The following is a 12,547-nucleotide window of genomic DNA, read 5'->3' on the forward strand; positions in this document are numbered from 1 at the left end:
AAACACCCTGTTGAGTTCTCAAACAACACGCCAACCCAAGTCGATCCACATTTAAGGATTCGGCCTCAGCCGGGGCAACCTCTCAACTCTAACAGTCTCGATTCGCTCTGCAAACCTCAGGTTGATTAACCTGTGTCACACTCGATCGAGCCTCTAGTGAGTCTCAAAGATTCCCGAGATTCAGCTTCCGGACCGCGCCTAAACTCTAATGAGTTTGTCGCTGGTCTCCGGCGGCTTCCGGACCAGGCCTTTTCGGCTCTGTTCCGTTCCCCCTCGGGCTAGGACAACATTACACGACCTTTTGAGGGCACGAAACCGGGGGCCCCCTTTTCGATCGCGACCGCGCTGAGCTGCGGCGATGCCGCTGCAGCCCAACCCGATCCGCACAACGGCCGTTCATGCGCGCTCGTCGGCGGCGCCGGCTTCGGTCGCGTTGCCGCGGGGTCCTGGGTCGAACCTAGGGGAAGGGTCCGACATTCTGCGGTCGTCGCGGTGAACGGACGGGTGCGATCGGTGGTCGAGTACCGGCCGATGCGGGATGCGTTGGGGCCGCGGGGAAGGCGGGTACGCAAAAAGGGCCGGGCCCGTCTTTCGACGGGCCCGGCCCTTTCATGCTTTCGAGCGTTGCCGCTCAGGTCTTAAGCCGCGACCTCGGTGGAGGCCGGGACGATGTTGACCAGCTTGCGACCGCGCTTGGAGGAGAAGAGAACCTCTCCCTCGGCGAGAGCGAACAGCGTGTCGTCGCCACCGCGGCCGACCAGGTCGCCCGGGTGGTACTTGGTGCCGCGCTGACGGATGAGGATCTCGCCCGCGCTCACGTGCTGACCACCGAAGCGCTTGACACCAAGTCGCTTGGAGTTGGAGTCGCGCCCGTTGCGGGAGCTGGATGCGCCCTTTTTGTGTGCCATCTGTCCAACCCCTTACTTGGTGATGCCGGTGACCCGGACGAGGGTCAACGGCTGGCGGTGACCCTGTCGCTTGTGGTAGCCGGTCTTGTTCTTGTACTTGTGGATCTTGATCTTCGGGCCCTTGGTGTGCTCGAGAAGTTCACCGCTCACCGTGACGCCAGAGGCGTCGGTGACCACAGTGCCTTCGTCGACGAGCAACACCGCAGGCAGCGTAAGCGTGTCGCCGGGCGCGCCCTGAAGCTTCTCGACTTCGAGGACGTCTCCTTCGGCGACCTTGTACTGCTTTCCGCCAGTCTTGACGATTGCGTACATGTCGACGCGGTCTCCTTGGGTCCTCCCCGGTGCGGGGAAATGAGTTCCCCGCAGGGGAACGGTGTCTGTCAAATAATCGCGGTGTCAACCACCGTGCCAACAGCGTCAGGTTCCGTAAAGCGGATCCTTGGCTGGGCCGCCGATCGAGCTCCGCGTTGATCCCGCTCGCGCGAGGTCAAAAGCTGAGGGCTCTATAGGCCGCTCACTAGGGTACGTCATGTACCCGCTGGTTCCGGCATCGGGATGAGCCTGACGCCGCGAACGTCACAGTCCGCGGCGTCGGGCCCGCCTAGTGCGCGGCCGGCACCGATCCGGCGTCGTCGCCGGGCTCGGAGTCGGTTTCCGCTGTCTCGGCAGGCGAGTCAACGGTGGTCTGGTCTGCGTCCGGGGCCTCGTCGGCGTCAACCGAGTCGGTCTCGTCCGCGTAGTCGGCCTCGTCCTGCTCGCCGTGGGCGAACTGGTCGGAGGTCTCCTCGTCGATCTCGTCGTCGTGGTCGGCGAGCGCGGCCGCGATCTTCGCGGTCTCGGCAGCGGCGGACTTCACGTGCGGCTCGGCGTTGTCCTGCTGCTTCTGCTGGCCCTGCTGCTGTTGCTGCTGGCCGGACTTGCCCTTGTCGCGCTTGCGCTTGCTGCCCTGGGTCTGCTGCCCCTGGCCTTGGCCGGCGTTGCCGCCGCCTCCGCCGTTGCCCTTCTTGCGGGTGTTCCCCAGGATCTCGTCCGTGTGGACCATGACCCCGCGGCCCTTGCAGTGATCGCAAGGCTCGGAGAAGGCCTCGATGAGGCCCTGGCCGACGCGCTTGCGGGTCATCTGGACCAGGCCCAGCGAGGTGACCTCGGTGACCTGGTGCTTGGTCCGGTCCCGGCCCAGGCATTCGGTCAGGCGGCGGAGCACCAGGTCGCGGTTCGACTCGAGCACCATGTCGATGAAGTCGATCACGATGATGCCGCCGATGTCGCGAAGGCGCAGCTGCCGCACGATCTCCTCGGCCGCCTCCAGGTTGTTCCTGGTGACGGTCTCTTCGAGGTTGCCGCCCTCGCCGGTGAAACGACCGGTGTTGACGTCGATCACGGTCATCGCCTCGGTGCGGTCGATGACGAGCGAGCCGCCGGAAGGCAGGTAGACCTTGCGGTCCAGCGCCTTGAGGAGCTGCTCGTCGACGCGCATCTCGGCGAAGACGTCCTTCGTGCCGGTGTGGCGCTTGAGCCGCGGGAGCAGCTCGGGCGAGACCGACTCGATGTACTTGTGGATCTCGTCATAGGCCTCGTCGCCCTCGACCACGATCTCCTTGAAGTCCTCGTTGAAGACGTCGCGGACCACCCGGATGAGCACGTCGGGCTCGGAGTGCAGGACGGCCGGCGCGTTGGCCTTCTTCGACTTGGACTGGATCTCCTCCCACTCGATCTGGAGGCGGGAGATGTCGCGGGCCAGCTCTTCGGGGCCGGCGCCCTCGGCGGCGGTGCGCACGATCACGCCCGCGCTCTCAGGCACGAGCTTCTTGAGCGCCGCGCGCAGGCGGGTGCGCTCGCGGTCGGGGAGCTTGCGGGAGATTCCGGAGGCGTTGCCGCCCGGGACGTAGACCAGGTGGCGGCCCGAGAGGGCGACGTGGCTGGTCAGGCGGGCGCCCTTGTGGCCGACCGGGTCCTTGGTGACCTGGACGAGCACGGGGTCGCCGGGGCGGAGGGCCTGCTCGATCGAGCGGGCCTTCCCTGCCAAGCCGGTGGCGTCCCAGTTCACTTCACCGGCGTAGAGCACGGCATTGCGGCCGCGGCCGATGTCGACGAAGGCGGCTTCCATGCTCGGGAGCACGTTCTGGACCTTGCCGAGGTAGACATTGCCGACCAGGCCCTGGGTCCCGGACTTCGACACGTAGTGCTCGGCGAGGATGCCGTCCTCGAGGACGGCGACCTGGGATTTGCCAGCGCGGACGCGGACGATCATCTGGCGCTCGACGGCTTCGCGGCGGGCGAGGAACTCGGCCTCGCTCACAACCTGGACGCGGCCGCGGCCGGACTTGCGGCCGTCGCGGCGGCGCTGGCGCTTCGCCTCGAGGCGCGTGGAGCCGGAGACGCCGCGGACCTCTTCGTTGGAGGACAGCGCCCGGCGCTGCGGGGAGCGGACCTTGACGACCACTTCGGCGTCGTCGTCGGAGTCGTCGGGACGCGAGCGGTCGGAGTCCTCCGAGCCGGCGCGCCTGCGGCGGCGACGGCGGCGGCGGGTGACCTCGGGGCCGTCGGCCCCGGATTCCTCGTCGTCCTCTTCGTCGGACTCGGACTCGCGGTCCTCGTCGTCGTTCTCGTCCTCGTCGTCGGCTGCGCCGTCGACGCCCTTGCCGCGGCCTCGGCCGCGACGGCCCCGGCGGCCGCGGCGGCGACGCCCGGCCTCGGAGTCGTCATCGTCGTCGAAATCGTCGTCGAAGTCCTCGGCCTCGGGCGCTTCGGCCTTCGGCTCGGGCTTCTCGGGCGTGGTCTTCTCGGAGGGGCCCTTGTCCGCGCCGGCCTTCTCGGCGGCGCGGTTGTCGGAGCGGCTGCGGGTGCGCTTGCGCGACGGCTGCTGGTCCTGGGTCTTCTTGGCCTGGGTCTTCTTCGCCGGTCCGCGGCGGGGCGCGTCTTCTCGCGCCGCGTCGTCGCGGGGCTCTGCCTCGCGCGGTTCGCGCTTGGAGGGTTCGGCCTTGGGCTCGGCCGCTTTGGGCTGGACCTTCGGGGGTGGGGCGAACATCGCGGCGGTGGTCGCAGCGGCGGCGCGGGGGCGCTCGTTCCGCGGCGGTTCCGCCTGAGGCTCGTCGTTCTTGGGTTTCTGAGGAGCCATGAAGGTCACCGCGACAACGGGAACCTGTTCGCGCGGCTCATTCTCGCGCATATGAATAAATCTCCATTCCAGCCGCCGCCCGGGCGCGTGATGCGATCTGCATCCGCTGCCTCACGGGCGCGGCATCAGCAGTGCGGTCCTCCCGGCCTGGCGATGCCGGCATCCGGCTCGCTTCGCCCAAGAGGCTGGCGAGCCATGCTCCGGCGCTCAAATCATGCCGTTCGGGCCGCACTGAAAGCCTCAACTCGCACTGGGGAAACAACCTCGGCCCCAGCCGAGTGGTCAAGTCCGTCGCCGTCGTGAGGGACGCGGACAGGACATCTACAGGTCGCACCGTCCGTAGCTGTGTGCGGTACGACAAGGTCGAGTATCGCACACTCTGCGTCATTCGCCGAGCCGGTCAGCAAGCCGGTGCCGCCGCTCTCAGTGTGAACCGTCACGAAAGGGTGAGAAAACACGACTCCTCGCGGTTGGCACGGTTCGAGCGTGGCCCGTGTCCCATGTACTCGATAGGCTGTGGACTGGCGCGTCAGCAGCGAGCCTGAAGATAAGGAAGACGACATCGCACTCCAGGTGATCGACTCGGACAAGTCCGAGGAGCCCCCGGCGGACGGGAAACCCTCCACCTACCAGGGGCGGCATCGTGGTGCCGACCTCTTCCGGCAGCTCACCAGCGTCGGCTGGGTGCTCGCCGTGGTCGCGCTGCTGCTCGCGGCCGGAGGGACCGTGCTGTTCCTGTCCTCCGGGTCAGGCGACGAGGAGCCCCTGGTCGACGCGGAGAAGATCGGCGATCTGTGCGAGCTCGCGGTGAACGCCGAGCTGCTCGCGCCTTGGGCCGACACCGAGCAGGCCCGCAGCCCCGAGGAGTCCTCGGAGGAGAAGGTCCGGACGTTCGACTGCACCTACGGGGCCGAATACGCCGGGACCGAGGCCTACCGACTGGTGACGTTGTTCTCGACCCTCCAAGTCTACGAGGACCCGTCGAAGGCGCGGGCCGCGTACGCCGGGGTGCTCGACTTCGAGAAGTCCAAGGGGTACGACACCGCCAAGGTCGGCGGGATCGGCGAGCAGGCGGCGTCAGTCACCGTGGCCGATGGCGAGGAGACGCAGGTCCGCCTGCACATCCAGCTCGCGAACGTGACCTTGAGCATCAACCTGTTCTTCACGGGCGTGCCGCCCGAGGGCGGCGATGTGCAGCAGTTGACCGAGGATCTCGGCAAGGGCCTCATCGACGCGCTCCCCCGAGTGGAGAATTAGGCGGCTCCCTTTAAGCTGGCGGTGACTACCGCGGCGTCAAGTCGACACGCCGGGAATCATTCGCGGAGGATCATTGTGAGCGCCACACCACCCTTTGGCCCGGCATATGACGAGCAGCCCGAGGACGGGCAGCGGTCGGGTTCGGGCCAGTGGCGGCCCAGGGCGGGCAGACCGCGGGGGGTGCAGGGCGAACCGGGCCAGTACCAGAGCGGACCGCGCCCGCCCGAGAATCCGCAGGACCGGGGCGGGCAGCCGCAGGCCGGCGGACCGCAAGGCGGTCAGCGTCCGATGCCACAGGCGGGACGACCCGGCCAGGACCCGCGCGGCGGCCCGCCGCGTGCGGGCGGGCCTTCGGCGGGCCGCGGCCAGCAGCCGGGGCAAGGTTTTCCGGGGCAGGGTCAGTCACCGCAGCAGCAGTTCTCTCCGCAGCCCGGAGGCTATGAAGCGCAACCCGGGGGCTACGAGTCGCGTCGTCCGCAAGGCGGCCCGGTGACGGGCGCGACGCCGCGCGCGAACCCCGCACCACGCACGGACCAGTGGAACGCGGGCTCCCCGCCGAGGCGGGACGCGGGCTCTCCCCCGCAGGGCGCGCATGATCCGCAGTACCGACCCGAGCCCGGTGGCGCCGAGCCGCTGACCCGCAAGGACCAGCCGTTCGAGGAGGCCGCGTTCCTCGACGAGGCCCGGAGCGAATGGGGCAGCGGCGGCGAGACCACCGCGATCGGGCGGCTCGGATACATGCCCAAGGAGCCGCGCCGGCGCGCGGACTTCCAGAAGGTGCGCAGCCGGGCCCGCAAGTCGAGTCCGATCCCCAAGATCATCATCGGTGTCGTCGTGCTCGCTTTGGTGGGCGGCGGCGTGTGGTGGTTCATGAACCGCGACGACGGCAGCGAGACCACCGCCGGGGGGCTGGAGACGAACCTGACGTACGACGGCAGCGACGAGCCCTGCTCCCTGGTCGACGCGGCCCCGCTCGAGTCCCTTGTGGATGCTTCTGATCCCGAGGCCGTCGGGGACGCCGAGGACAAGAGCCGCGGCTGGGTCCAGACCTGCTCGATGACCTACGGCGAGGCCGACCGGGCGGCGGCGCTGCTCGAGGTCGAGGGCACCGTCTTCGAAACCGACGCGAAGGCCAGTGTCAACTTCGAGCTGGGTACCGGCGACATCGGCGAGACGGGCGAGGCCTGGACCTTGGTCGACCCCGCGCCGTCGATCGGCGACCAGTCGGCGGCGGTCGCGCGCGTCGTCACCGACGGCACCTCGAACTTCCACCTGCACGTCCAGGACGACAACGCCTATGTCGTGGTGCGGCTCTCGGTCTCGAAGGACGCCGCGGTGGACCAGCAGGGCCTGACCGACCTGGCGGTCGAACTCGCGAACGGCTACCTGGAGAACTGGCGCGAAGCGAGCTAGGACACAGCACGAGGAAGGGGCGGGGCCGATCGGCCCCGCCCCTTCTTCTATGCCTTGATCAGTACGTACGCATCGGCGCGCCGAACATCTGCGACTCGATCGACGTCGGGGAGCACCACAGGTAGCGCTCCTTCTGGCCCTTGCGGAGCATCGCGATCATGTCGTCGTGCAGCATCTGGAGCCATTGCAGCACTTCCTGGTTGACCCGGATCGCCGAGCGGGCGATCTGGGCCTCTTCGGCAGTGAGCCGCTGGAGGACCGTCATGTGGGCCTCGCCGGTGAGGTCGTCGGCGTAGTTCGTCAGGCGCGGCAGCACCGTCAGCTGGGTGCGCCAGGGGCCGAGGACCGGCTTGGTCTGGGAGCCGCGCTCGCCCACGTCGTAGACGTACAGCGCCGGCGAGTGCTGGCTGGCCTCGACGGTGACCGGCTGGTCGCCGTGCAGGACCGCGAGGCGGTCGTTGCGGCCGGTGGCCGTCTCGCCCAGGCCGTTCCACTCCTGCGGGCGGGTCGTGCAGACCGCGACGCGGGTGCCGATCGCCAAGGCGCGGAAGACGAGCAGACGGGCGAGGTATACGCCGCCGATGAGGTTGATGCGCGTCTCCTCCGGGCGGAAGAACGGCGCGACGACCGGCACCTGCTCGGCGTCGCGGCCGATCACGAGCCCGGACGGCGGGCTGGCGGAGGTCATGAGCTCCAGGGCCCGCGCGGTCGGGATCTGCGGGGAGGGCTTGACGGCCTCGACCGCGCGTCCCGCGTCACTGGCCGTCTCGACGGCGCGGTCGGTGACCGGGAGGCCGTAGACCGTGCCCTCGGTGGGTCCGGCGGAGACCGACCCGACACCGAACAGACCCGCCGAGGTCGGCAAGGAGCTGACCGGGCCGCCGGTGATCGGGGCCGCGCCGGAGTACGGCATCCCCGAATACGGTTGGGCCGAAGCGGGTTGCGAGGAGAACGGCTGCCCGGAGACGGGGCTGCCGGACATGGGCTGGCCCGAGATCGGCTGGCCCGACACGGGTTGCGCCGAGACCGGAGCGATCGACGGGGCGCTGACGGGCGCGGCGGAGACCGGTGCGACCGACGGCTGCGAAGGCTGGGGCTGGGACGGCTGCGGCGTCGTGGGCAGCTGGTACGCCGGCTGCTGCGGACGCGCCGCAGGCGGTTGTGCCGCAGGCGGTTGCGAGGGCTGCGGCGCCGGAGGCGGCGTGGCCCGAGCCTGGGCTGGTGCCGGCGGCTGCGCGGCCGGACGCTGCGGCGGCTGGTACTGCGGCGGCGAAGACGGTTGCGGCGCTTGGCCTTGCGGCGGCGACGGCGGGCGCATCTCCGGGGGCCGGGGCGTCTGCTGCTGCGGCTGCGCGGGCTGGGCCGGACGCGGCGGCTGGGCGCCACCGCGGGCCGAGGGCGGCTGCGCCGGCGAAGCGGGCCGACCCGGCGGCGGGGGCTGCTGGCCCTGGCGTGCCGACGGCGCACCGTAAACGGCGCCCGACTGACCCGTCTGGCCCGTTTGGCCCGGCTGCACCGGTTGCCCGGGCTGCCCCTGCTGCTGGCCGTAGACCGCGCCTTGCGGCGGCTGCGCGCCACCGCGAGCGGTGGGCGGCTGCGGCGGCGAAGCCGCACCCGCGGCTCCCGCGCGGCCGATCTTCGCGGTGCCCGAGGACTCATCGTCCACCGGGCGCTGCTGGTCCTCGTCGTCCTTGCCGTGGCGGCCGGTGCGGTGGGCGCCGCTCTGGTACGAGCCGCCCTGGTAGGTGCCGCCGCCGTAGACGTTGCCGTTGCCGTTGTTGCGGTCGCTCATCGGGGGCCTCCTCCGGTCGGGGCGGATGCGTAGGCGGCGGGGCCGTGCTCGCCGTCGAGGCGCTGCAGGCGGACGCCGAGCTGGTCGGCGACGTTGAGCAGCTGGTTCTGGGCCGACTCCCATGAGGACTGGTCGAGCGCGAGGCGGACGATCCCGTCGACGGCGAGCTGCCGCCCGGTGACGCGACCGTCAGGGTTGACCTTGCCGTTCGTGCCCGCGGTGACCACGGTCGAGACCGTCACGAACGCGGCGGGCACGCCCGACAGTGCGTCGCCGGTGCGGTGCAGGGCCACGGCGTCGGTGGGCCACTTGGTGATCCGGTAGGCGACGTGGCGCAGACCGTCTGCGTACCAGTGGTTCCAGTCCTCGGCGGTGCGCTCGCCCGGGACCGGCGCGAAGGCGACACCGAGCGACTGCGAGACCGCCTCGCGGACGCCTTCGGCGTCGAGGATGCGGTTGGGGACGCCGACGTTGCCGAGGAGCTTGCTGACGCGCTGGGACGTCGAGGCGAGTGCCTTGTAGACACCGTCGACCTCGCCGCCGCGCTCGGCGGTCGCGTCCCGGGCGTCGCGGGCGCCGAGGCGCACGGCGAGCCAGGCCTTGTGGTGGACCACGGCGGGGTAGTCGCCGAGGAGTTCGCGGTACGAGCGGGAGGCGGGGCTGTTGTCGTAGGCGCTCAAGCCGACCGGAGTCGTGTGGCCGATGAGCTGCACGGCGGTGACGGGGACGGAGGTCTCGTCGAAGAGCCTTTCGAGGCGCTCGAGCGGGACGGCCTTGGTGCCCTCGTCGGTGGTGCCGATCTCGATGACGGAGAACCAGCCGCCGTTGTCGTGGCCGATGCCGACGTTCTCGTCGCGGTCCTCGATGCCGGTGATGCCCAGGTCAGGCGCGATCCGGTGGAGCACTTCGGTGGCCAGCTCGGGGTCGAGGGAGCGGACGCGCCGCTTCATGCGCGACTTGAGCGGCCAGGTCTGGTACCACCAGTAGTCGCCCTTGCGCCAGAAGACGATGATCAGGACGACGAGCGCGACACCGCCGCCGGCGGCCGCGGCGATCAGGCTGATCGCCAGGCAGGCCAGCGGGATCAGGAGGGCGAGCTCAACCGTGATGAGCTGCGCGACCGTGAGCGGGCCGAGCTTTCCCGAAGAGCGGGTCGTGAACACGACGGACTCGCCTGGGGTCGGGCCGGCGCCCTGCTGGGCTTGCACGGACGCGGTGCCGCGAGCTTGCTGTTGGGCCTGCAGCATCGTCATGGGCGACGTCTCCAAGATGAAGGTGAGTGGTCGTACCTATCGTAAGCGGACGAGTCCACCTCTTGGTCCCCCGCCCTTCCGGTGTTTCGGGCGTATACGGGTGTACCGGACGGCTGGTACTGCGGCGTTAGACTGACCGGGTGCGATTCCTCCCGCGTATACCTCTCTATTCCGCCGCTGTCGCAGTCGCGACCGTCGGAACGGTCCTCTTGGCGACCACTCCTGTTCAGGCGCAGTATGACGACTGGGACCTGAAGATGGACACCGAGAATCTCGCCGATTGCATACCGGTCTCGGAAGGCGGCTCGGCGCTGAACCAGCGGCCGTGGGCGAAGAACTTCATCGGGCTCGAGCAGGCGCAGCAGTACAACCGCGGCACGTTCGAGACCGGAGAGAAGAAAGGTCAGCCCGTCACGATCGCCGTCATCGACTCGGGTGTCGCGGCGGAACGCGAAGCAGACGTGTTCAGCTCCCGCCTGTTGGACGGCTACGACGCGTGGGACGGGAATTCCAAGGGGCAGTGCGATTCTGACGGGGACGGTCACGGCACGGCCGTGGCGGCGATCGCAGCAGGCGGACTGGTGAACAACGGCGACTTCATCGGTGTCGCTCCTGAGGCGAACATCCTGCCCATCAGGGTCTTCACCGGCGACAGCCGGGAGGGCGGCGACGCCGAGAAGTCGCTTGTGGTCGCCGGAGCCATCAGGGATGCGGTGAAGCACGACGCCGACGTCATCAACGTCTCGTCGGTGATGGTCCAGACGCCCGAGCTCGCGGAGGCCGTCGCCTACGCCGTTGAGAACAAGGTCGTCGTGGTGGCCGCCAGCGGCAACGACACCAAGAATATGGACGACGACTCCCTCGAAGCGGACCAGCTGACGTTCTATCCGGCCAACTACCCGGAAGTCATCGCGGTGGGGGCGCACAACCCGTACGGGAACTGGTACGAGGGCACCAACTTCGGGTCCAACCTCGACCTGCTCGCTCCCGGCATGGAACTGGCGTATCCCTTCGCGGGCGGCGAATGGAAGGAAGGCAGCGGCACGAGCTTCGCCGCGCCGTTCGTGACCGGCGCCGTCGCTCTGCTCAAGGGCCAGTACGGCGCCGAGGCGACGCCGGCGTGGATCCAGCAGCGTCTGCAGGAGACCGCGATCCACCCGCCGAACAGCTTCAACATCTACCAGGGCCACGGCATCCTCAACGTCGCCGCGGCCCTGACCGCTCCGTACGACGAGGCTGAGGTCACCTCCGACACGGTGTCCGCGGTCCCGACCGAGACGCCGAGCGAGGCGCCGGTGGAAGAGGGGGAACGGGACTCGATCGTGGGGCTCGACCCGGACTACGACCCGCTGGCCATGGAGAAGACCGTCGCCTGGGCGAGCATGGGCGGCTCGATCGTGCTCATCGCGTTGGTGCTCGTCCTGCGGAAGATCATCCCGCAGGGCCGCAAGCGCGGTTGGCGGCCGGGAACGCGGAAGCCGGACAACCTGCCGGTGAAGGTCGCCAGCGAGTGACGTCGAAGCATCGTCAGAGGGCGGGACCGATCGGTCCCGCCCTTTCGCGTCTCCAACGCGGCCGCCCCTCGGGGACGTTCTGGCCCAACAGGCTTCCGGGCATGAAGAAACCCGGGTCATCCTGGCGGACTACCCGGGTTTCCTGTTGTCTTCGAGCGCAGGGAAGCTGCTACCCGGCGAAACGAGACGCGTTCGAGGCCTCGACCTCTTGGTAGCGGATCTTCGCGTTGTCGACCGCGCGGCCGACGGCTTCGAGGATGTCGTTGATCTTCTCGAAGGACGCATCCCACTGGGCCTTGGCTTCTTCGTAGGCAGCCTTGTCGGCGCCTTCCCAGTCGAGGGCGTCGAGCTGAGTGCGAAGGTCAGCCAGCGTGCTGGTCATTGCACCAGACTCCGACGCGATCTGAGCAGTTGCAGCTTCGAGCTGCTCGTAGCTCATGGCAATACGAGAACCCATGGTTCACCTCTTTCCTTAGTTCGGGGGAAGTTTTAGAGTTCGCCGTCGTAGGCCGAGAAGTCGGACTGCGACGCGGCGTCCTGCTCCGCCTGCTGGGCGGCCGAGGAGTCGAGGCTGTCCGCGATGTCCTGGAGCGCGTCGAGGAGCTTCGCGGCTTCAGCGTCCCACGCCTGCATGACGTTGGCGAACGCGGTCGCGCCCTGGCCGGTCCAGCCAGCGGCGAGGTCGTCGCACAGCGCCTTCAAGCTGGCAAGGTTGCCGTCGACCTCGAGCTTGGCGTTGACCGTGTCAGTCGCTGCTTGAGCAACTGTCTCTGTGTCCATTGCGACACCGGCCATGTTCACCTCCAAGTGATTAACCGGGGGCTGCGGCGCTAGGGATCTAGGCCGTCAGGGGTATCCCAGTGAGTTTTTGATCGATTCCGCAGTCACCATAACCCGTCCGTGCAAACTCACCGGGTTGGCGGTGCGCCTCTGAGTTTACAAGCTTCGGGGTCTGCCGTGTATCCCCACTTTGTGCCAGCTCCGCTGGTGGTCTTCCCCCGATCGGGTGAGTAGTGGCGGCCGTCCGATCGCCTGTGCGACAAGGCCGTGCGCAAAGCGGGCTAACCAGGGCGAAGGGTCTGGTCGGCCTCGCGTTGCGGATGGGGCCTAGCGGCCGCTTCGGGCCGTGCGCCGACGGCCGGTCGAGCATTCCGGAGCTACATTGGACGGGCGGCGGACGCCCCTTGCTCCTCTGTGTCCTCTCCTCCCGCTTTCGTGCCATGCGGGACGACCTGCGCCGCCTGGGTTGTGGTAAGTCGCTATGCTGGTCTCAGACCAAATCGAGCGACCGT

Annotated in this window: 9 protein-coding genes and 1 pseudogene; 3 read left to right on the plus strand and 7 right to left on the minus strand. The window is 68.9% G+C overall.

The window, feature by feature from the left end; genetic code table 11:
• Positions 1–638: 638 nt before the first annotated feature.
• From rpmA to ACFO8M_RS04635, 3 genes and pseudogenes are all read right to left on the minus strand, one after another.
• Positions 639–908 (minus strand): 50S ribosomal protein L27, encoded by a 270-nt coding sequence (gene rpmA / locus ACFO8M_RS04625; RefSeq protein WP_205324360.1) that lies wholly within the window; start codon positions 906–908, stop codon positions 639–641.
• A 12-nt stretch (positions 909–920) separates the two neighbouring features.
• Positions 921–1,220 (minus strand): 50S ribosomal protein L21, encoded by a 300-nt coding sequence (gene rplU / locus ACFO8M_RS04630; RefSeq protein WP_205324359.1) that lies wholly within the window; start codon positions 1,218–1,220, stop codon positions 921–923.
• A 289-nt stretch (positions 1,221–1,509) separates the two neighbouring features.
• Positions 1,510–4,053, minus strand: a pseudogene (locus ACFO8M_RS04635) (Rne/Rng family ribonuclease); the annotation flags it as partial.
• A 489-nt stretch (positions 4,054–4,542) separates the two neighbouring features.
• Here ACFO8M_RS04635 and ACFO8M_RS04640 point away from each other — a divergent pair.
• Together ACFO8M_RS04640 and ACFO8M_RS04645 are read left to right on the plus strand one after the other, a co-directional pair.
• Complete coding sequence (locus ACFO8M_RS04640; protein ID WP_387971220.1) at positions 4,543–5,283, plus strand: hypothetical protein; 741 nt, start codon at positions 4,543–4,545, stop codon at positions 5,281–5,283.
• Positions 5,284–5,772: 489 nt separating this feature from the next.
• Positions 5,773–6,696, plus strand: coding sequence for a hypothetical protein (locus tag ACFO8M_RS04645; protein WP_387971222.1), 924 nt, complete (start codon positions 5,773–5,775; stop codon positions 6,694–6,696).
• A 58-nt stretch (positions 6,697–6,754) separates the two neighbouring features.
• Here ACFO8M_RS04645 and ACFO8M_RS04650 read toward each other — a convergent pair whose 3' ends face one another.
• Together ACFO8M_RS04650 and eccE are read right to left on the minus strand one after the other, a co-directional pair.
• On the minus strand, positions 6,755–8,488 hold the full coding sequence (locus ACFO8M_RS04650) for a hypothetical protein (protein ID WP_387971225.1): 1,734 nt from the start codon (positions 8,486–8,488) through the stop codon (positions 6,755–6,757).
• Positions 8,485–9,741, minus strand: a complete 1,257-nt coding sequence (gene eccE / locus ACFO8M_RS04655; protein ID WP_387971228.1) for a type VII secretion protein EccE — start codon at positions 9,739–9,741, stop codon at positions 8,485–8,487. Before eccE ends, ACFO8M_RS04650 begins: the two co-directional genes overlap by 4 nt.
• 257 nt (positions 9,742–9,998) lie before the next feature.
• Here eccE and ACFO8M_RS04660 point away from each other — a divergent pair, with 257 nt between their 5' ends.
• Entirely contained in the window at positions 9,999–11,255 is a 1,257-nt protein-coding gene (locus ACFO8M_RS04660; protein WP_387971231.1) for a S8 family peptidase, read from the plus strand.
• Between the two features lie 169 nt (positions 11,256–11,424).
• On the opposite strand, the gene ACFO8M_RS04665 is transcribed toward ACFO8M_RS04660, so the two are convergent.
• Together ACFO8M_RS04665 and ACFO8M_RS04670 are read right to left on the minus strand one after the other, a co-directional pair.
• Entirely contained in the window at positions 11,425–11,694 is a 270-nt protein-coding gene (locus tag ACFO8M_RS04665) for a WXG100 family type VII secretion target (protein ID WP_387971234.1), read from the minus strand.
• A gap of 50 nt (positions 11,695–11,744) precedes the next feature.
• Complete coding sequence (locus ACFO8M_RS04670) at positions 11,745–12,050, minus strand: WXG100 family type VII secretion target (protein ID WP_387971237.1); 306 nt, start codon at positions 12,048–12,050, stop codon at positions 11,745–11,747.
• Positions 12,051–12,547: the final 497 nt, after the last annotated feature.

It is taken from the genome of Glycomyces rhizosphaerae (genome assembly GCF_042647865.1).
GTDB classification, from domain to species: Bacteria; Actinomycetota; Actinomycetes; order Mycobacteriales; family Micromonosporaceae; genus Glycomyces; species Glycomyces rhizosphaerae.

Bases quoted from the DNA above. Each gene is read 5' to 3' on its own strand.
- rplU (WP_205324359.1), bottom strand. From the start codon at position 1,220: ATGTACGCAATCGTCAAGACTGGCGGAAAGCAGTACAAGGTCGCCGAA.
- ACFO8M_RS04660 (WP_387971231.1), top strand. From the start codon at position 9,999: ATGGACACCGAGAATCTCGCCGATTGCATACCGGTCTCGGAAGGCGGC.
- ACFO8M_RS04670 (WP_387971237.1), bottom strand. From the start codon at position 12,050: ATGGCCGGTGTCGCAATGGACACAGAGACAGTTGCTCAAGCAGCGACT.
- ACFO8M_RS04665 (WP_387971234.1), bottom strand. From the start codon at position 11,694: ATGAGCTACGAGCAGCTCGAAGCTGCAACTGCTCAGATCGCGTCGGAG.
- ACFO8M_RS04650 (WP_387971225.1), bottom strand. From the start codon at position 8,488: ATGAGCGACCGCAACAACGGCAACGGCAACGTCTACGGCGGCGGCACC.
- rpmA (WP_205324360.1), bottom strand. From the start codon at position 908: ATGGCACACAAAAAGGGCGCATCCAGCTCCCGCAACGGGCGCGACTCC.
- eccE (WP_387971228.1), bottom strand. From the start codon at position 9,741: ATGACGATGCTGCAGGCCCAACAGCAAGCTCGCGGCACCGCGTCCGTG.